At 59.6% G+C, this 19406-nt stretch carries 15 protein-coding genes; 7 read left to right on the top strand and 8 right to left on the bottom strand.

The annotated features are described in order from the left end of the window. The first annotated feature begins 425 nt into the window (after positions 1-425). Genes IAE39_RS20270 through wzy form a run of 7 tightly spaced genes read left to right on the top strand, consistent with a single transcriptional unit; the run spans position 426 to position 10093 of the window. A complete protein-coding gene (locus IAE39_RS20270) occupies positions 426-1835 on the top strand; it encodes a lipopolysaccharide biosynthesis protein (protein ID WP_201205837.1) in 1410 nt (469 codons plus the stop codon). Between the two features lie 5 nt (positions 1836-1840). Further along, the gene (locus IAE39_RS20265; RefSeq protein ID WP_201205836.1) at positions 1841-3148 is read left to right on the top strand and encodes an O-antigen ligase family protein; all 1308 of its coding nucleotides are present in this window, start codon (positions 1841-1843) and stop codon (positions 3146-3148) included. Positions 3149-3166: 18 nt separating this feature from the next. Then, on the top strand, positions 3167-5110 hold the full coding sequence (gene asnB, locus IAE39_RS20260; RefSeq protein WP_201205834.1) for an asparagine synthase (glutamine-hydrolyzing): 1944 nt from the start codon (positions 3167-3169) through the stop codon (positions 5108-5110). Positions 5111-5143: 33 nt separating this feature from the next. Continuing rightward, the gene (locus IAE39_RS20255; protein ID WP_201205832.1) at positions 5144-6427 is read left to right on the top strand and encodes a nucleotide sugar dehydrogenase; all 1284 of its coding nucleotides are present in this window, start codon (positions 5144-5146) and stop codon (positions 6425-6427) included. Between the two features lie 11 nt (positions 6428-6438). After that, complete coding sequence (locus tag IAE39_RS20250) at positions 6439-7479, top strand: NAD-dependent epimerase/dehydratase family protein (protein ID WP_201205831.1); 1041 nt, start codon at positions 6439-6441, stop codon at positions 7477-7479. Next, complete coding sequence (locus IAE39_RS20245) at positions 7472-8596, top strand: glycosyltransferase family 4 protein (RefSeq protein WP_201205829.1); 1125 nt, start codon at positions 7472-7474, stop codon at positions 8594-8596. The genes IAE39_RS20250 and IAE39_RS20245 overlap by 8 nt, the downstream gene beginning before the upstream one ends. Positions 8597-8656: 60 nt before the next feature. Beyond that, positions 8657-10093 (top strand): O-antigen polysaccharide polymerase Wzy, encoded by a 1437-nt coding sequence (gene wzy / locus IAE39_RS20240; RefSeq protein WP_201205827.1) that lies wholly within the window; start codon positions 8657-8659, stop codon positions 10091-10093. Between the two features lie 308 nt (positions 10094-10401). Here the strand turns inward: wzy and IAE39_RS20235 are convergent, their stop codons facing one another. The 8 genes from IAE39_RS20235 to ihfB form a co-directional block, all read right to left on the bottom strand. Beyond that, positions 10402-11643, bottom strand: coding sequence for an O-antigen ligase family protein (locus IAE39_RS20235; protein WP_201205825.1), 1242 nt, complete (start codon positions 11641-11643; stop codon positions 10402-10404). 403 nt (positions 11644-12046) lie between these two features. Next, on the bottom strand, positions 12047-14041 hold the full coding sequence (locus IAE39_RS20230) for a polysaccharide biosynthesis protein (RefSeq protein WP_201205823.1): 1995 nt from the start codon (positions 14039-14041) through the stop codon (positions 12047-12049). A 170-nt stretch (positions 14042-14211) separates the two neighbouring features. Then, the gene (locus IAE39_RS20225; RefSeq protein ID WP_201205821.1) at positions 14212-15390 is read right to left on the bottom strand and encodes a DegT/DnrJ/EryC1/StrS family aminotransferase; all 1179 of its coding nucleotides are present in this window, start codon (positions 15388-15390) and stop codon (positions 14212-14214) included. Positions 15391-15480: 90 nt separating this feature from the next. Next, entirely contained in the window at positions 15481-16107 is a 627-nt protein-coding gene (locus tag IAE39_RS20220; RefSeq protein WP_201205819.1) for an acetyltransferase, read from the bottom strand. Beyond that, on the bottom strand, positions 16104-16700 hold the full coding sequence (locus IAE39_RS20215; protein ID WP_201205817.1) for a sugar transferase: 597 nt from the start codon (positions 16698-16700) through the stop codon (positions 16104-16106). The genes IAE39_RS20220 and IAE39_RS20215 overlap by 4 nt, the downstream gene beginning before the upstream one ends. A 377-nt stretch (positions 16701-17077) precedes the next feature. After that, complete coding sequence (locus tag IAE39_RS20210; RefSeq protein WP_201205815.1) at positions 17078-18511, bottom strand: MBL fold metallo-hydrolase; 1434 nt, start codon at positions 18509-18511, stop codon at positions 17078-17080. A 102-nt stretch (positions 18512-18613) separates the two neighbouring features. Continuing rightward, a complete protein-coding gene (locus IAE39_RS20205; protein ID WP_201205812.1) occupies positions 18614-18877 on the bottom strand; it encodes a lipopolysaccharide assembly protein LapA domain-containing protein in 264 nt (87 codons plus the stop codon). A gap of 19 nt (positions 18878-18896) precedes the next feature. Continuing rightward, positions 18897-19193: an integration host factor subunit beta gene (ihfB, locus tag IAE39_RS20200; RefSeq protein ID WP_003252675.1), complete on the bottom strand. Its 297-nt coding sequence runs from the start codon at positions 19191-19193 to the stop codon at positions 18897-18899. Between the last annotated feature and the right edge of the window lie 213 nt (positions 19194-19406).

Here is a 19406-nt window from a genome sequence, read left to right as displayed (position 1 = left end):
CAGAGAACCACCGCCCCCCCCCTTTCCGCCCATGGGGAACTCTGCGCATTTTACGCTGCCAGACTGCACTCGACGGCTATGTACATTCTTCCGTGCATTCAAGGCCTGCCTGGTGCCGGACTTTCCTAAATTTAAGGCAATAACATGGAAAAGTCCTACAGCCAGATTCGAATTATCTACGAGCAAAATCCTTCCTGCTGTTCACCCGGTGAAATGTCCGCTCCCGTGCTCTATTCAAGCCCCTTGCCAGCGTCATCCTATGCAGTATTATTACCGGCCTCCCACACTCGGCTGCCTTGCTGCTGTAGGGCCTGGCGGGAGCTGCTTGCGCCGCACCATAACAATAACGGGCCTTGCGCCCCGAACCACCCCGCGTAGGCAACCGGAATGCCGAACTCTATTAAACTCGGCATAGGGAGATGATGTTGAATAGTTGGTTGAAGAAATCCCTGGCACTCTATTCTGCCAATGGCCTGAATTTCCTACTCAATATCTTGATCATCCCGATTGTCGTGTACTTCATCGGGTTCGATGGTTATGGTTTCTATTCCATCTATATCATTCTCTCCAGCACCCTGCTGTTTCTCGATTCAGCCCTGTCCAAGTCGGTGGTCAGCAGCGCTTACTCGGCCAGCGACCAACAGCGCAGCCAGCTGATCCGCTCATCGCGGGCAACCTATATCATCACCGGCCTGGTACTGCTGATCAGCACGCCGCTGATTGCCGAAGGCGTCTCGCAGCTGTTCCCGCTGCGTACCGAACGCCTGGACCTTGCCTACTGGATTGGTGCCGCAGCGCTGGTCGAATACGTACTGGCTCTGCCTGGCCAGTACTTCCAGATGCTCAATGTGCTGCACGGCCGGCACTTCACCTATGCGCAATATCAACTGTGCATTCAGCTGAGCCGCTTCTTCACCGTGGCCATCGTTGCGGCCTGCACTCAACAGATCGAATGGTTACTGGCGGCCATCGTCCTGCGCAAGGTCCCCGACTACCTGATCCTCTGGCTGTTCTGGCGCGGCAAGGCCAGCGAAGCGGGCGGCCGGGTCGCCTGGGGTTTTGTCGGCGCACTCTATCGCCAGGCCGCCCCCATCGTCGGTGTCGCGCTGCTGCAGGTGCTGGCCACCGAATTCATCTCTATCTATATCAGCCATGCCTACGGCGCCGAAACACTGGGCAAGTACAGGTCGGTGTATGACGTACTCAACAAGGTATGGTTCGTCGCCACGCTGTACCCGGTGCTGGTCTATCCGCGCATATGCCAGTGGCTGGCCGACGCCCAAAAGCGTACGTGGCTGCAAGGTATGATCAGCCAGATAAACCTGGGCAGCGCCCTGGTTTACGCCACACTCACATTGGCCGGGCTGGCGGTGTTCCCGCTGCTGGCAAAAGGGTTCCCGCCACTGCAGGCAGCCGCGCCGTTTGCCGCAGGGCTGCTGGCCGGTATCTGCATGTCTGGCCATGTGCGCCTGGGCTACGAGTTCCTGCAGGCCCAGAAAGATGCCGGCACGGCCCTGCTCATCAACCTGCTGTCGCTGGCAGCCGGCGCCGCCACCCTGTATGCCTTCCAGGGCGAGGGTACGCGGGAAATCGGCTGGGCCTGGTTCGCCTCCCAGTTGCTTGCCGTGGTCATTGTCGACTGCCGCAACGGCGCCCTGCTGGCGTCGCCGTGGGCCAGGTCGGTACGGGGCCTGCTGCCCTGGGCCGGCGTCGCCATCGGTGTGTTTGCTATCCCCTTCATTCCCGGCATGGCGGCAGCACTACCCCTGCTGCTGCTGGCCGTATCGATAGGCTGCCTCGCCCTTCTGGCGAAGCAGTTGCATGTACTCAGGTAGGTGTAATGAGCAAGGTGAATTCCATTGCCATCGGCGCGGCGCTGGTCGTTTTCGCATCGGTCGCGACTGCGCTGCGTTTTGGCAGCATGCCGATAGGCATCGGCGAAGTCGCGGTGATGCTGCTGTTTATCTGGGCCCTGCGCTACAGGCAGGCCCTGCGTTATCTCACCCATCCGGTGATGCTGTTCTGGATGGGTTTCATTGCCATCGCTGCAGTGGCCATGCTGCTGGGCACGGTCAAGGGCGCCAGCTCCACGCATACCGCTGCGGCGTACCTGTATTCAGGCTGTTTCTCGCTCATGGCCATCGCTTGCCTGGAACAGGCCTCGAAGCAACAGTTCGAAAGCTTCATCAAGGCACTGGTGGTCATCCCCGGGCTGATGCTGCTCATACCGTTCCTGTGCTTTGCGACCGATGCGAACGAGCTGGCAGGCATGCTGGGTATCAATACCGATTTCCCGTCGCGCCTGTCTGCGTGGTCTACCAACCCGAACCAGCTTGGCCTGCTGTTGCTGCCAATCCCGTTCTGGCTGCTGGCGGTCTACCGTGATGCCAAATGGCAAGGCAAGCGCTGGTTGCGTAACTTCGGGCTGATCTGGGCGTTTTTCGTGCTGGGTATCTGCGTACGCAGCGATGCCTTGCTGCTGGCCTGGTTCATCGGTCTGCCCCTGCTGACCGGCGTGGCGCTGGTCTGGGCCAAGCCGTTCAACTGGCGGCTGTTCGGCACCACCCTGGCCGCGTTCGTCCTGGCCTTTGCCAGCTTCAAGTTCATGGTCGATGGCCCGGGCCGCGATCAACTGGTCAAGGCCGAGGCCGCCGTTTCCGGGGCCATGGCCTCTGTCTTCGGTACCGCTCCGGCAAAAGGCGGCAGCCCTACCTTTGCCCCCGGCAAGTCCGATTCGGTCATCGGCGTCGGCTTCGACCAGAACAAGAGCGGTGTGCGCAAGACCCTGTGGATTCATGCCTATGAGGCCTGGCTGCAGGCCCCGTTCATCGGCCATGGCCCAGGGGCATTCTCATACCTTGAAGACCCGGCTAAAAAGGAAGAGGCCCATAACCTGGGCTTCGACATGCTGACCCAGGTGGGCATTGCCGGCGTGCTACTGTTTGCAGCCTTGTACCTGTGGCTGCTGGTAAAGGCCTGCCAGGCCCGTGACCCTTATTCGCTGGCAGTACTGGTAGTGTTGATGGTTTTCTCCGGCGCCCATTTCATGCTCCGTCAGCCCGTCTTCAGCCTTTACATGATCATCTGTGCCCTTGCGGTCAAACATGGCATCTTCACTGCCTTGCGCGAGAAACCTCAACCCAATTGATTATCAAGGGATTGTGCTATGTGTGGTATTGCAGGGTTCTGGCACCCCAACAGCCAAGGCAGGTACGACGCGCCCAGCGCCCTGACCCGCATGACCGACGCCATCGTGCACCGTGGCCCGGATGATGCTGGCGCCTGGGACAACGGTGCCGGCTTGTTCCTTGGCCACCGTCGGCTGTCCATCGTCGACCTGAGCGCAGCAGGCCACCAGCCCATGGCGTCGGCCAACGGCCGCTATGTCATGGTCTTCAATGGCGAGATCTACAACTTCCAGGCGTTGCGCAAAACCCTCGAAGCTGCAGCCCAGGGCTCAATCCCCTGGCGCGGCCACTCGGACACCGAGGTCATGCTGGCCGCGTTCGAGCAGTGGGGGATCGAGCAAACCCTGTGCAAGCTGGTCGGCATGTTTGCCCTGGCAGTATGGGACCGCGACCGCGAAACCCTTACCCTTGCCCGCGACCGCATTGGCGAAAAACCGCTGTATTACGGCTTCCAGAACGGCGCACTGCTGTTCGCTTCCGAACTGCAGGCCATGGAGGCGCACCCGGGCTTTCACGCCGACATCAGCCGCGACAGCCTGGCACTGCTGCTGAAGTACGCCTATGTCCCGGCGCCCCACTCCATCTACCAGGGCATTCACAAATTGCCGCCCGGCACCTGGCTGGAGCTCGGCCGCGCCGCACTGGACAGCGGCACCACCGGTGCCCCGCAGCGCTACTGGGAAGTGCCGAATGTGGCTGCCGGCGCTCAGGCGCACTACGGCGATAACGAAGCGGTCGATAAACTGCATGAACTGCTGCGCAGCACCATCAGCGACCAGATGGTCGCGGATGTGCCGCTGGGCGCATTCCTGTCCGGCGGCATCGACTCTTCGCTGATTGTCAGCCTGATGCAGTCGCTGTCGGCGCAGAAGGTCAAGACCTTCACCATCGGCTTCGACAACCCGGGCTACAACGAAGCCGAGCACGCCAAGGCCGTGGCCCGCCACTTGGGTACAGAGCACACCGAGCTTTATGTATCGGGTGACGATGCATTGAATGTCGTGCCGAAACTGCCGGACATCTATGGCGAGCCCTTCGCCGACTCGTCACAGATTCCGACCTTTCTGGTTTCGCAGATGGCGCGCCAACATGTCACCGTCAGTTTGTCGGGCGATGCCGGGGACGAGCTGTTCGGTGGCTACAACCGCTACCAGTACCTGCCCAAGGTGTGGCACAAGCTGGGTCGCTTGCCAGCCCCGGCACGCAAGCTCGCCGCACGCCTGATTGAAGCTGCGCCGCCAAGCCGTTGGGACGCCATTGCCAGCGGGTTGAGCCCGGTCACCCCGGCGTCGCTACGGGTCCGCTTGCCGGGCGAAAAGCTGCACAAGCTCGCCGGCGTGATGCGCCACGATAGCGCCAGCCAGATGTACGACCATGTGGTATCGCAATGGCAGAATGCTGAAGATGTGGTCATCGGTTCCCGCTTGCCAGGTTTGGCATCGCTGGGTGACAGTGATTTCGCTGCCTGGATGATGCGCCAGGACACGTTGACTTACTTGCCAGACGATATATTGGCCAAGGTCGATCGCGCGGCGATGGCCGTCAGCCTCGAGACACGCGTACCGTTCCTGGACCATCGCATCGTGGAGTTTGCCTCGACGTTGCCCATGTCGCTGAAAATCCGTAATGGCAACACCAAGTGGATACTTCGCGAGCTACTCTATCGCTACGTTCCACGCGAACTTATCGAACGCCCGAAAATGGGCTTTGGCATTCCACTTCACGATTGGTTGCGCGGCCCGTTGCGCGCTTGGGCAGAAGCTTTGCTCGACCCGCAACGGCTGGCAAAAGAAGGTTATTTCGTACCCGGCCCGATTCGCAGCGTCTGGGAAAAGCACCTTCGCGGTCAGGGCAACTATCAGCAACAGCTTTGGCCCGTACTGATGTTCCAGGCCTGGCTCGATCGTAAAAGCACCTTCTGAACAGCAGCTTTCATAATTTTTTGAGGTATGTCGATGTATCCGAGAAAGGTATCAGTGGTCGGGCTGGGTTATGTAGGCTTGCCCGTAGCCGTCGCATTTGGCAAACACGGGCCGGTAGTCGGCTTCGATATCAACGAGGGTCGCCTGCAGGAGCTTCGCACGGGCCACGACCGCACCAACGAAGTCACCCAGGAAGAGCTCGCGCAAGGGCAGATCGAATTCACCAGCCAGACCGACGTGCTGGCCAAGGCAGACTTCCATATTGTCGCGGTCCCCACGCCGATCGACGATGCGCACCAGCCAGACCTCACGCCTGTGGTCAAAGCGTCCGAAACCGTTGGCAAGGCGCTGAAACAGGGCGACATCGTCGTCTATGAGTCCACCGTTTATCCCGGGGTGACCGAGGAAATCTGCGTGCCGATCCTGGAGCGCGTTTCCGGCCTGAAATGCGGCGTGGACTTTACCGTGGGCTATAGCCCGGAGCGCATCAATCCGGGCGACAAGGAACACACGTTCACCAAGATCAAGAAGGTGGTTTCCGGGCAAGACGCCGCCACCCTCGACATCGTCGCCGACGTGTATGCCTCGGTCGTCACTGCCGGGGTGCACAAAGCCGCCTCGATCAAGGTAGCCGAGGCCGCCAAGGTCATCGAAAACACCCAGCGCGACCTGAACATCGCACTGATGAACGAACTGGCACTGATCTTCGATCGCATGGGCATCGACACGCTCGACGTGCTGGAAGCTGCCGGCACCAAGTGGAACTTCCTGAAGTTCAAGCCAGGCCTGGTCGGCGGGCACTGCATTGGTGTCGACCCGTATTACCTGACGCACAAGGCCGAAAAACTCGGCTACATCCCTCAGGTGATCCTGGCCGGGCGCCGTATCAACGACAGCATGGGTGCGTTCATTGCCCAGCAGACCATCAAGCAGATGATCCATGCCGGCCACCCGATTGCCGGCGCGGTGGTTACCCTGCTCGGCCTGACCTTCAAGGAAAACTGCCCGGACCTGCGCAACTCGCGCGTCATCGACATCATCAAGGAGCTTGAGGACTTCGGCGTCACGGTACAGGTATTCGACCCTGAAGCCGCCGCCGAGGAAGCCGAGCACGAGTACGGCGTTACCTTGCTGGGCCTGGACCAGCTCAAGCCAGCCGCGGCAGTGGTCGTGGCAGTGGCACACGACGCCTACGCGCGCTGGGCGCCTGAGCAATACCTGAAACTGATGCACACCGCCCCTGTCGTCATCGATGTCAAAGGGGTCTGCGACGGCCCGGCCCTGGAACAAGCGGGCGCGCGCTTCTGGCGGCTGTAATGGAGAATGGCATGAACAACTACCAAACACTGCTTGGCGAACTGGCCACTGCGCCGCGTACCTGGCTGGTCACCGGCGTTGCCGGCTTCATCGGCTCGAACCTGCTCGAAACCCTGCTGGGGCTGAACCAGCGCGTTATCGGCCTGGACAACTTCGAAACCGGCCACCAGAAAAACCTCGACCTGGTACAACAGGCTGTTGCACCGGCTGCCTGGGCAAACTTCAAGTTCGTGCAGGGTGACATCCGCAAGCTGGAAGACTGCCAGCTGGCCCTGGCGGAGGGTGTCGACTACGTGCTTCACCAGGCGGCCCTCGGCAGCGTTCCACGCTCCCTGGAAGACCCGATCCGCACCAACAGCACCAACATCGACGGTTTCCTCAACATGCTGGTGGCCAGCCGTGATGCGAGCGTCAAGCGTTTTGTCTACGCGGCGTCCAGCTCGACGTACGGCGACCACCCTGGCCTGCCCAAGGTTGAAGACCGTATCGGCAAGCCGCTGTCTCCGTATGCCGTCACCAAGTACGTCAACGAACTGTACGCCGACGTGTTCGCCCGCTGCTATGGCTTGCAAACCATCGGGCTGCGCTACTTCAACGTGTTCGGCCCAAGGCAGGACCCGGATGGCGCCTATGCGGCGGTCATTCCAAAATGGTTTGGCGCCCTGCTGCGCGATGAGCCCATCTACATCAATGGCGACGGCGAGACCAGCCGCGACTTCTGCTTTGTCGCCAATGCCGTGCAGGCCAACCTGCTGGCTGCCACGACCCAGAACGCCGATGCGTTCAACCAGGTCTACAACGTGGCGGTGGGCGACCGCACGACACTGAACGAGTTGTTCGGACATGTTCGCGACCTGGCCGCTGCCAGCCAACCGCAACTCAAGGACGCGGCCCCTGTTTACCGCGACTTCAGGGCTGCCGATGTACGCCACTCGCAGGCAGACATCAGCAAGGCGCAATCCTTGCTGGGTTACGCGCCAACCCATCGCATTGCAGACGGCCTGCAGGACTGCGCAGCGTATTACATCACCCATGTAGGCAAGCATGTCTAGAATCGCCGTCATTGCCGGGCATGCCGAGTCGCTGATTCGGTTTCGCGGGGACCTTCTGGATGCGCTGCGCGCCAATGGCCATGAAGTCGTGGCCATTGCTCCCGAAGATGATGCCTCTGTTCGTCAACGGCTGGCCGACAAGGGCGTCGGGTACCATGTGGTACCCATGTCCCGGGCCGGGTTGAACCCCTTCGCCGACCTCAAGTACTTGCTGCAGGTCAGCCAGTGCCTGCGTGCAGTCAAGGCAGATGTGGTGCTGGCCTATACCATCAAGCCGGTGGTGTATGGCCTGCCTGCGGCAGCTTTGGCCGGTGTCAGGCATCGCTATGCACTGATCACCGGGCTGGGCTATGCCTTCACCGACGTGGATTCGAGCTTCAAGCGCAAGCTGATCAACCGTATCGCCTCCGGGTTGTACCGCTTCGGCTTGCGCTTCGCCCATGGGTTGTTCTTCCAGAACCCGGATGACCAGCAGCTGTTCAAGGAACAGCACCTGGTGAAAGCCGCGCTGCCAACCTGGGTGGTCAATGGCTCGGGTGTCGACACCCAGCGCTACCCGGTGGCACCGCTGCCGCCGCTGCCGCGCTTCTTGTTCGTGGGCCGGTTGCTGAAGGACAAAGGCGTACTCGAGTACGTCGATGCGGCCCGCACGCTCAAGGCGCAACACCCGGACGCCGAGGTGCATCTGGTCGGCCCCCTGGACTCGAACCCGTCAGGCATCAACGCCGAGGTGGTGGACGGCTGGGTACGGGAGGGCATCGTCCACTATCACGGCGCGGTCAGCGATGTGAAACCCTACCTCGCCAACTGCAGCGTGTTCGTGCTGCCCTCGTATCGCGAAGGCACGCCACGTTCGGTACTCGAAGCCATGTCCAGCGGGCGGGCAGTGATCACCACCGATGCCCCAGGGTGCCGCGAGACGGTACAGGACGGGGTCAACGGTTTTCTGGTCGCGCCAGGCAGCGCAGGCGAACTGGCGACGGCCATGGCCCGCCTGGCCGGCTCAGGCGAGCTGCGCGAGCACATGGGGCGCACGAGCCGGGCACTGGCCGAAGAAAAATATGATGTTCACCGCGTGAATGCGGCAATGCTCGAGGCAATGAAACTGGGCCGCTAGCACAGGGCTCGGCGTGATGGACAAGCAGGGAACCACCACTGATGAAGGATCGTGATTCGCATGTTCAGCAAATACGGTGTATTCGATTCAGCTTGCAACCCGCGTAATGTCGCACTGGTTTCTGTTGCCCTGATACCGCTGTTCTTCTGCCTCTGGCTGATGGCCCCCGAGTCTGCGACGCTGCAACAGGCGCAGGCGTGGGCGACGATCAGCATGGTGGGGTCACTGGCCTTCATGCTCGTATCCAGCGCACTGGTGCATCGCACGCTGGTACATAGCTATATCTTCTTCCTCGGCTGCACGGCGTTGTTCATTGGTGGCCGCTTCATTGCCTATGCCATGGGCTTTGACGTGGCCATGCTGAAGATGGAAAGCAATTTCTTCTCGGTGCACCGGCCGGATTTCGTCTCCATCGAGCTGACCGCGCGTGAGGGTTTGCGGCTGACGCTGTACCTGGTGACCTGCCTGCATGCCATGCACGCCGGGTACATGTTCAGCCTGTGGAAAAAGCCGGTAAGCGTCGCCCCCCGGCAAGACCTGCAATGGACCTCATCCCTGCTCATCCCGGCCATTGCGTTGGCCAGCGTTTCCGCACTGGCGTTCATGGTCAGCTTCCCGGATGCCTACCGGGCTGTTCACAACAACGGCTACGTGGCGTTGTATGGGTCTGCATCGGCCGACTTCACCACGCGCGGCAGCACGGCTGCACAATATGGGCTGTTGCTGGCGCTGGGCCTGGCGTTCGCTTCGCGAAACAAGTGGCTGGGCTGGTGTGTGCTGGGGCTATTGGCCATTTACTACACCGCCAACCTTCAATTGGGTGTTCGCGGCGGGATCATGGGTTTTGTCCTGCTGTGCGCCTGGCTGTTTCACACGAAAATACGGCGTATCGACCGCATTGCCTTGTTGGCCATCCCGTTATTGCTGGGCGGCGTCGTGGTGATGGCGGCAATGGGTACGCGCGGTATCGACTTCGGCGCGAGCAAGGCGCTGTTGCTGCCCTGGTTCATTGATAACCAGGGGCTGACTGCGCTGTATATCCATTCTGCGCTGCAGATCGAGCACTACCCTGCCCTTGCCTACGTGCATGGCGTGCTGCCGATTACGCCGATGCTGGCGGCCCTCAACGGCACCAGTATTCCGCTGGATCAGCTGTATTTCGGGCAGTACCTGTCCAAAGCCGTGCTGGCGGGGGATGCCTACCAGAAAGGCTTTGGCATGGGCTGGTCGCTGTTCGCGGACTTTTATGCGTTCACCCTGTGGGTGCCGGGTGCTTACCTGATTGCAGCCGCTACGTTCGGCGCGCTGCTGGCGAGATTGGTCAATGCGACCCACCCGCTGGTGTTTGGCGCCCATGTGATGATTTTCGTGAAGCTGATGTTGCTGCCCCGTACCGGGCTTTACAGCGTCATCCCCTTCCTGCTGGTGTATGCGGGAATCGTGGTCGCCTGTTACATCGGCAGCCGCCTGTGGCGGCGCAGGCTGGGCCAGGTCTGAGGCAGGGTATACCGGCCGATGGCACCGGCTACGCCGGTCTTCTACAACGGGCAGCGGTTGGCCATGCGGGTAATACAGGTCAGTGTAGGAGCGGGTTTACCCGCGAAGAGGGCCACGCGGTGCATGGCACCGGCTGCGCCGGTGTTCGCGGGTGAACCCGCTCCTACAACGGGCAGAGGTTGGCCAGGTGGGTAATACAGGCCAGTGTAGGAGCGGGTCTACCCGCGAAGAGAGCCACGCGGTGCATGGCACCGGCTGCGCCGGTGTTCGCGGGGCAAGCCCGCCCCCAAAGCTTCAGACTCGATCAGTCACGCAGGCTTTTCGGCTTCATTGCTTTCAAGGCCGAACAGCCGATTCTTGATAATCACCGCACACATGACCATGTACAGCGTGAACACCGGCTGGCGAAGCATGAAGTGCGCGCCGGAGAACACCATCAAGATCACCAGCAGGGTAATCGAGTACGGGTCGCGCGCCTTGATCGCGCCTGCCAGCAGCCAGAGGTACAAGGCCGCAAACAGAACAACCCCTACAACCCCCACCTGAGTCAGCATGTCCAGCAGCAGGTTATGCGCCTCCTGCCGTTGCTCCGGCGAATCAAGGTAGGAAAACGCACCCGGCCCATGCCCCACGATTGGTGACAGCTTCCAGACCTCCAGGGCATGAATCCATAGGGTCTTGCGCACGCCCGCCTTGTTCGGGTCCATGCCTATGCCTATCGCCGAGTCCGAACGCCCGAATGAAGGCTGACCCGGTATTGCCTGATGCTCGGTTTCGCTATCAGCTGGCGGCGCAAGGGCCTTGGCACTTTCCAGAATGGCGGTGAATGCCGAAGGCTTTTCAGCGTCGCCACCTTTGCTTTCGTTGGCCGCCACCTCCCGCTCATGTGTGGCCAGGCGCTCGGCAATCTCTGCCCGCATGTTCTGGAACAACTGCTGGCCTGGGCCATCGAAGAAAAACTTGAATGAACCGAATGCCAGTACAAACGCTGTGAGCATGGTGGCAAAGAACTTCCAGTTCAAACGCCCCAGCCACCACCAGGCCATGCCGGTCAACAAGGGCAAACCAATGCACCATGCCAACAACAGGGCATCACTGCGCACGCAAAAGCCGAGGAAGAAGAAGAACCACAAGAAAAAGAACTTTTTGAACAGCCGCAAGCCTTGCCATTGGGTGTTCTGGTAAATGGCGGCCAGCCAGATCGGTACGGGCAACAGGAACAGCGCGAGCTGATTGGGGTTGGTTGACCACGCCGATACACGTGATGGATAGAACGTGGTGTTGATCTCCAGCATGTCGGAGAGCCAGACACTGCCGATCAGGAAAATGAACAGCGGAATGGCCAGCAACAGGACCGGGATCGTGCCCATTGCCCGAATGAATCGCTGGAAACCCACTTTGTTCAAATCGCCGACATAGGCCAGCACGATCAAGGTAAAGCCCGCCGCATAGACGTAGGCAATGGCCGTGTGGATCGTACCCTCGCCCTGCACCTTCCTGACGAAATAACCCACTATGGCCGTGGCAATGAAGGCCAGCCAGAACAACATCAATGGATGCTTGAGGTTCTGCAGAAAATTCCCGCGCCGTATGAATATACAGGCCGCCAATACCACAATGATTTCACCTATCCCCACCGGCAATCCAGGAAAACGCAACATGGTTGAAACCGACAGGAAAGCGACCAGCGCCGCAATTACGGGTACAACACTACTCTTATGCATTGGGGAACGGATCCTTTCATCAACGACAAGCGAGGCGGGTAGCTATCAGGAGGGGGGCGGTTGAGCGAGGTGCCGCACACCCGAGTATGCCATAGGCCACAAGGGTGGTTATTCAGTTCCGTTTTAAATAAACAATATTAAGGAAATACCTTCGTGGCCGGTTTCGCCACGCTCAACCAGGGCCATCAAGGGCTGTACAGCACCCTCGATGGCCTTGTCCGGGGCAGCCTCAGGGGTCAAGCCGATGCTGCTGGTAGAACCAATCCACAATCTCGCCGTCCGGCGTGTAACCACTGACAGAATCACGTAACAACTGGCGCACGCGCGCATAGTCGTCCTGGCCAACCGCACTGACCAGCTCAGCAATCCGTGGTTTGAGGACATCCCAGGGCAGGAAGTCTTCATGGGCGCTCATGATCATGGGGTGCGAAGTGGCAATTACGCCATCGCCGATCAACAGCTCTTCATAGAGCTTTTCACCCGGGCGCAAGCCCGTGAACTTGATCGCCACATCGCCATGGGGGTTGCGCTCAGAGCGCACACTCAGCCCAGACAGGTGAATCATTTTTTCCGCCAGCTCGGCAATTTTTACCGGCTCGCCCATATCGAGCACGAACACGTCGCCACCCTGCCCCATGGAGCCAGCCTGAATGACCAACTGTGCGGCTTCTGGAATGGTCATGAAGTAACGCGTGATGTTGGGGTGGGTAACCGTAAGCGGCCCACCCGACTTGATCTGTTTGTGGAACAGCGGGATGACCGAACCTGATGAACCCAGCACATTACCGAAGCGCACCATGGTAAAACGCGTCTTGTTCACCTGGGAGACGTTATCCACATCACCAAAAAGGACCGGTGCAGCTTCCCGGCTGAGTGCCTGCAAGGTCATCTCGGCCAAGCGCTTGGTGCTGCCCATGACATTGGTCGGGCGCACGGCCTTGTCGGTCGAGATCAGGACGAAGTTGGATACCCTGGCCTGCAAGGCTGCCTGGGCCGTATTCAGCGTGCCAATGATGTTGTTCAGCACGCCCTCGGCAATATTGTGCTCGACCATCGGCACATGCTTGTAGGCAGCGGCATGGTAGACCGTGTCGACCTTCCACGCCTTCATCACTTCCAGCAGTTTTGCTTCGTTGCGTATCGACCCCAGTATCGGCAGCACATTCACCGACAGCGATTCGCGACTGACGCGTTGCTCCAGTTCGGTCTGAATGCTGTAGAGGTTGAATTCACTGTGTTCGAACAACAGCAGCGTCTTGGGTTGAGCCCCCAGAATCTGTCGGCACAACTCCGAACCGATGGAGCCACCCGCGCCCGTTACCATGACACACTGGCCCTCGATGCAACGCGAGAACAGGTCTTTTTGCGCAGGCACGGGGTCACGCCCCAGCAGGTCGGCAATATCCACTTCCTGAATATCGTCAACCTTGACCCGGCCACTGGCCAGGTCCATGAAGCCTGGCACGGTACGCACGTGCAGCGGGAACGATTCCAGGAAGTTCAGGATTTCGCGGCGTCGGCCGCGGCTTGCAGACGGCACCGCCAGCAGGATCTCCTCTGCGCCTGTCGAGTCGATAAGCTGCTGGATATGTTTCGGGGTATAGACCTGCAAACCGGCAATCACCCGCCCGGCGAGGCTACGGTCGTCGTCAATGAACGCCACCGGGCGCATCTGCCGCCCCATTCTCAGCGCAACGACCAACTGGTTGCCCGCCGAGCCGGCACCATAAATGGCCACTTTGGGCAAACCATTGCTGCGATTGCCAAATGGCACATGCTGCACCGCAGCGTACCAGTCCCCGAGGAAGTACTGACGCATGGCCAGTCGTAGCCCGCCGACCATGATCAGGCTCAGCCACCAGTAATTGAAAATGACCGAACGCGGCACCACTGCCTGGTGGCTGCCAAAGGCATAGACGATAACCGTCAACACCAGTGCCGAAAGGCTGACGGCCTTGATGATGGCGATCAGCGCATCGTTGCCGAAATAGCGCATGACCGCACGGTACAACCCGCAGCGAATAAACAGAGGGATTGCCACGACAGGGGCACAGACGAACAGCCAGCGGTGCTCTTCCAGGGGATTGATGGCCTCCTCGATACCCAGGCGCACCACGAATGCCATCCACAGTGCCAACCAAATCAGCAGAACGTCGGTAACAACCTGGATCAGCCGCTTTTTCCTACGCGATAGCCCTAGCAACAATGCCCGTGCTCTATCCATAAATCCCTCTAAGCCCTGGACCTTCACGAACCGCCAGAAAGGGCGGTTCGGCCTCTACTATGTGACGTTCATCGTCAGCCATTGCGGCATGGCAAAGCCATGGCGTGCTCTCAATCCAACGCGACCCGGCATTGGTCGATGGCAGTAGAACTGAAAGCACGATCAGAAGTTCAAACGGCCTGCGCCTCACGCATGACGTCTTGCAGGACCTGGCAGGTCTTGTCGATTTCGGCAGGCGTCAGTGTCGGGTGGACCATGAACATCAAGCTGGTCTCCCCCAGTTGTGCTGCTTCCGGCAGGCGCTGGGCCGGACGCCAAGGCGTACCGTCGAATGCCTTTTCCAGATAGACCTCGGAGCACGACCCTGAAAAGCATGGCACACCACGAGCGGCGATTTCGTTGAGGATCCTGTCGCGCGTCCAGTCCGGCTTCAATGACTGCGGTTCAACGAACACATAGCACTTGTAGGCCGCATGCAGGATGTCTTGCGGAACGGCTGGAACACGCAGACCCACCAACTGGCTGGCGGTATCCCAGATCTTGCGGGCATTGGCCAGGCGGGTCTCTTGCCACTGCGCCATTCGCTGCAGCTGAATACGCCCCAGCACGCCCTGCACTTCCATCATGCGCCAGTTCGTACCAAAACTTTCATGCAGCCAACGGAAGCCTGGGGCGTGCTGACGCTCGTAAACGGCTTCCCAGCTCTTGCCATGGTCCTTGTATGACCACATGGCCGACCACAGGCTACGGTCGTTGGTGGTCACCATGCCACCCTCGCCACCGGTGGTCATGATCTTGTCCTGGCAGAACGACCATGCGCCCACATGCCCGATGGAACCGACCGGGCGCCCCTTGTACTTGGCACCGTGGGCCTGCGCACAATCTTCAATGACCTTCAGGCCGTGCTGTTCGGCCAGCGCCATGATCGGGTCCATGTCGCAAGGCCAGCCAGCCAGATGCACACAGACAACCGCCCGGGTACGCGAAGTGAGCACGGCTTCGATGGTCTGTGCGGTGATGTTCTGCGAATCGGCATCGACATCGGCAAACACAGGCGTGGCGCCGGCATTCACAATGCTGGAAACCGAAGCCAGGAAGGTTCTCGAAGTGACAATCACCTCATCCCCTGCGCCAATGCCCAATGCCTGGAACGCCAGATCAAGCGCGACAGTGCCGTTGGTCAGTGCGACCGCGTGAGCGCAACCACTCCAGGCAGCAAATTCTTTCTCGAACTCACGGCATTCCTGCCCTGTCCAGTAATTGACTTTGTTGGAGAGGATGACGTCGCGTACTGCATTGGCTTCTTCTTCAGAAAAAGACGGCCAAGGGGAAAAAGGAGAATTCAGCACAGTTCACACCCACCAATTGCAAAATGAAAATTCGGGAAATCAAACATTTACGAAGCCTGTAACGCTGCATTCAGGATAGTTGATTTCAACTCACCCTGTTACGACGACTTTCGCTGGCACACCCACGACTACCTGGCCATCCGCTACATCGCTGACCACGCAGGCACCTGCACCCACGGTCACATCGCAACCCAGCCTGATCAGTTGCCTGGCACAGGCACCAATCCCCACCCAGCTGCGGTCACCCACGCTGACAGCGCCGGCAAGCCTGGCACCCGGGCTTACGTGAACAGCATTCCCCAGCACACAATCATGGTCAACGCTGCAGCCGGTATTGAGGATCGCGCCGTAACCCACGCGCGCATCGGCATTGACCACAGCACCTGCGAACACCACAGACCCTGGGCCGATGGACGCATATTGGCTGACAAAAGCCATAGGGTGCAGCAATGAAACCAGGGGCGCACCGGCACCCGAAAGCGCTTCAAGCTTGGCATGGCGAATGCCGTTGTTGCCGATCGCAACTATCACGCCTTCGTAGTCCTGAAGCCGTGCGTGCAATGCTGCAGAATCGCCCACCACTGGCCAGTGCCCGTTGTGCGTTCGGCCGGGCCATGCGTCGTCAAAGAAATCGACCTGCTCCCAGCCACAACTTTGAGCAGTGTCGGCCACGACCTTTCCATGCCCACTGGCACCCAGTACGGCCAGCCGCTTCACTGCTTGCCCCCGGTAAACTTGGACATGGTGACGTTGCCTTCGGCACTGATGCCCTCTTTGACAAGCACCTTTTTTACCGTCATGAACAGGATCTTGAAGTCGAGCAGTAGACTTTGGTTGTCGACATACCAAACATCCAGCTTGAACTTGTCTTCCCAACTCAACGCATTGCGGCCGTTTACCTGTGCCCACCCGGTGACGCCGGGGCGCACCTCATGACGACGGCGCTGTTCCGGGCTATAAAGTGGCAAGTATTCCATCAGCAATGGGCGCGGCCCCACCAGGCTCATGTCACCCTTCAGCACGTTCCACAACTCCGGCAACTCATCCAGGCTGCTGGCGCGCAAGAAGCTGCCAAAGGGCGTCATCCGCTCTGCATCGGCCAGCGGATTACCCTGCGCATCCACTGCGTCGCGCATGGTTCGGAACTTTACCATTTCAAAGGGTTTGCCGTTACGCCCTGGACGCACCTGACGAAACAGCACAGGTGAACCGAGTTTTTTGCGAATATTCCAGGCAACTACAGCCATTACCGGAGACAGGAGTATCAGAGCGCATAATGACGCGCAGATATCGATAAGACGCTTAAACATTTAGTTGACTCGGTATTGTTTGAGTGCGGGCACGTATTGAATGCAGTGCAATGCTGGAGCGTGCGCGGAACGCTGGCTGCGGTTTAAATTCGGGTCAAGCCAACTTGACATGTCTACCGCAGATTACCGTGCCGATCAAGGTGCCCTGATTGAAGGTTTGGGCTGGGCGATGCCAACCCGGATCTCAGGTAAGCCAAGGTCAGCCTGAAACTGACACCTGACGCTTTTGCATAATGTATGAACTGACCGGTTCAAAGAACAGGTGGTAACTTGCATATGCCGAAAAGCGAGCCTTGATCGCGATTGACTGCTGGCCACCAAGGTACCGAACAGAGGCCTTGAAAAGCCAGCTTTTTCTGATTACCGACTGCCCTCAATCAACCCCCGATACACACCTCGGTTGCGACTCCGGCTTGCCGGTACTGCTCCGTCAGGGCCGCCTGCAGGGCACTTTTCGCACGCTGATCACCATGCACCAGCACCACTCGCTGCATTGGCGAGCCGACCTCACAGGCAAATTTCACCAGGCCTTGGCGGTCAAGGTGGCCGGAGTAGCCGTCCAGTGTCACCACCTTGGCCCTGATTTCCCGCATTTGCCCATCCAGATCAATCTGCACAAACCCCTCCGCCCCCTCACTCGCCTGAATCACCGCTCCCGGCGTTCCCTTGGCCTGATACCCCACAAACATCACCTCATGCCGCGGATCCCCCAGCATGGCCTTGAGGTAATTCACAATCCGCCCACCCGAACACATGCCGTTGCCCGCGATGACGATTGCCGGGCGCCCGGTGCTACTCAGGTAGTTGACCACTTGCTGGTGCCTGGGATGGCTATCAACGCAGATTAGTTGGCTAAACCCCAGCGGGTCACGCCCCTCAGCAAGCCGCGCCCTCGCCTCTTCGTTCCAGAACTCATGCAATTCCCGGTATACGCCGGTGATACGCTGGGCCAACGGCGAGTCAAGGATAATGGGCAATTGCGACCAGTTGACCGGATCATCCCCGCCGGCAGGGTCTTCAACACCCAACAGCGCCTTGCGATGCAGAATATCTTCCAGCTCGTACAGCAGTTCCTGCGTTCGGCCCAGGCTGAATGCCGGAATAAGGATGGTGCCCTTGTCTGCCAGGGCTCGATCGATTGCAGCCTCCAGCTGCTGCAGACGATCGCCCGCCACTGGGTGCAAGCGGTCGCCGTAGGTGCTTTCCAGCACAAGCACGTCTGCCCGCTCCGGAGGCTGGAGCGGGCGCAGCAAAGGGTTGCCGGCGCTGCCCAGGTCACCTGAAAACACGTAGCGGGTGTTTGCCTGCCCAAGCAGCAGGTCGCACTCGACATATGCAGAACCCAGCAGGTGCCCTGCACGCTGCAGGCGGATGCGGCATTCCAGCTCCGGCTCCAGGACAACGTCATGCCACTGCTCGAACGGCAAAGGCACTATCAGCCCTTCAACAAACTCGAGATACCGCGCCACATGAGCAGGCTCGCGACTGATGTTCAGTTTGTAGGCATCTTCCAGCACCAGTGGAAGCAGCTTGGCAGAAGGCTCGCTGCAGAAGATCGGGCCTCGGTAGCCCGCCGCCAGTAAAGCGGGTATGCGACCGACATGGTCGAGGTGCACATGGGTAACGATCAGCGCCCGAATACCCTGGACATCAAAACCGAGCGGGGCGGAGGCTGAACCGGGCAGCGCATCGGCACCTTGTTCAAGGCCGCAGTCGACCAGCAAGCTGGTGGACGGGCCCAGGTGCAGTTGGTGACAGGACCCGGTGACACCCCGGGTACCACCGTGATGGGAAAGGCTGGGATATTCCATGCTGCGCACACTCGCCGGGGCCGAAAATGAAGTGCGCTATTACTCCATGACGGCCAGTGCATGCATAGGTGAGTCTTTCCTAAGCGGGCGTAGGAAATCTCCTTAATTGCCGCTCAGTGCTGCCTGTCGAGCAGACGCCTTGATTCTGCGCTTGCTGCGCTGCACGCCGTAGGCGCCCAGCAACGGCCCAACTGCCAACCCGATGACCAGCGCAGCGAGCACCAGCACGGCAACCGGCACTTCCGGCGCAGCCCAGCCGAACAGGACCAACGATACGGCCTGCTGGTTCTCCAGCACGAAGAACAGCACCACAGCCGCCAAGAGCAGCACGAACACCGCCGCCAGGGCGCGCTTGAGGTTACGCATCAGATTGCTCCTTGATTGATCAGGCTTCGGCCTCGTCTTCTTCATTGACCCGGTCGCGCAGCTCTTTACCGGGTTTGAAGTGTGGCACGAACTTGCCTTCGAGGCTGACCGACTGGCCGGTCTTTGGGTTACGACCTACGCGAGGGGCGCGATAGTGCAGCGAGAAGCTGCCAAAACCGCGGATCTCGATGCGATCGCCGGTAGCCAGGCATTGTGACATCTGCTCAAGCATGGTCTTGATGGCCAGCTCAACGTCCTTGGACGAAAGCAGCCCCTGATGGGTGACAATACGTTCGATCAGCTCCGACTTCGTCATATTTTTCCCTTCGTTATCAAGCAGCTAGATCATTGCTTAACCAGTTTGTAGCACGCCGGGAAGGATTTGAACAGGGTGGATCTTGACTTAATAAAAAAATTCAAGATTGAAGTAATTCAAGAATGGTCTACGGCCCGATGCACCACGGCGCCTGCGCTATCAGTGTAGGAGCGGGTTTACCCGCGAACACCGGCAACGCCGGTGCCATACACC

It is taken from the genome of Pseudomonas sp. S37, assembly GCF_016658545.1.
GTDB lineage: Bacteria > Pseudomonadota > Gammaproteobacteria > Pseudomonadales > Pseudomonadaceae > Aquipseudomonas.
The sequence above is the reverse complement of the archived record's forward strand: the minus strand, read 5'-3'. Positions and strand labels throughout refer to the sequence as shown.

Coding starts and splice junctions, on each gene's coding strand:
- IAE39_RS20255 (WP_201205832.1), top strand. CDS start 5,144: ATGTATCCGAGAAAGGTATCAGTGGTCGGGCTGGGTTATGTAGGCTTG.
- ihfB (WP_003252675.1), bottom strand. CDS start 19,193: ATGACGAAGTCGGAGCTGATCGAACGTATTGTCACCCATCAGGGGCTG.
- wzy (WP_201205827.1), top strand. CDS start 8,657: ATGTTCAGCAAATACGGTGTATTCGATTCAGCTTGCAACCCGCGTAAT.
- IAE39_RS20245 (WP_201205829.1), top strand. CDS start 7,472: ATGTCTAGAATCGCCGTCATTGCCGGGCATGCCGAGTCGCTGATTCGG.
- asnB (WP_201205834.1), top strand. CDS start 3,167: ATGTGTGGTATTGCAGGGTTCTGGCACCCCAACAGCCAAGGCAGGTAC.
- IAE39_RS20235 (WP_201205825.1), bottom strand. CDS start 11,643: ATGTTGTTCTGGCTGGCCTTCATTGCCACGGCCATAGTGGGTTATTTC.
- IAE39_RS20230 (WP_201205823.1), bottom strand. CDS start 14,041: ATGGATAGAGCACGGGCATTGTTGCTAGGGCTATCGCGTAGGAAAAAG.
- IAE39_RS20265 (WP_201205836.1), top strand. CDS start 1,841: ATGAGCAAGGTGAATTCCATTGCCATCGGCGCGGCGCTGGTCGTTTTC.
- IAE39_RS20205 (WP_201205812.1), bottom strand. CDS start 18,877: ATGCGTAACCTCAAGCGCGCCCTGGCGGCGGTGTTCGTGCTGCTCTTG.
- IAE39_RS20250 (WP_201205831.1), top strand. CDS start 6,439: ATGAACAACTACCAAACACTGCTTGGCGAACTGGCCACTGCGCCGCGT.
- IAE39_RS20210 (WP_201205815.1), bottom strand. CDS start 18,511: ATGGAATATCCCAGCCTTTCCCATCACGGTGGTACCCGGGGTGTCACC.
- IAE39_RS20215 (WP_201205817.1), bottom strand. CDS start 16,700: ATGTTTAAGCGTCTTATCGATATCTGCGCGTCATTATGCGCTCTGATA.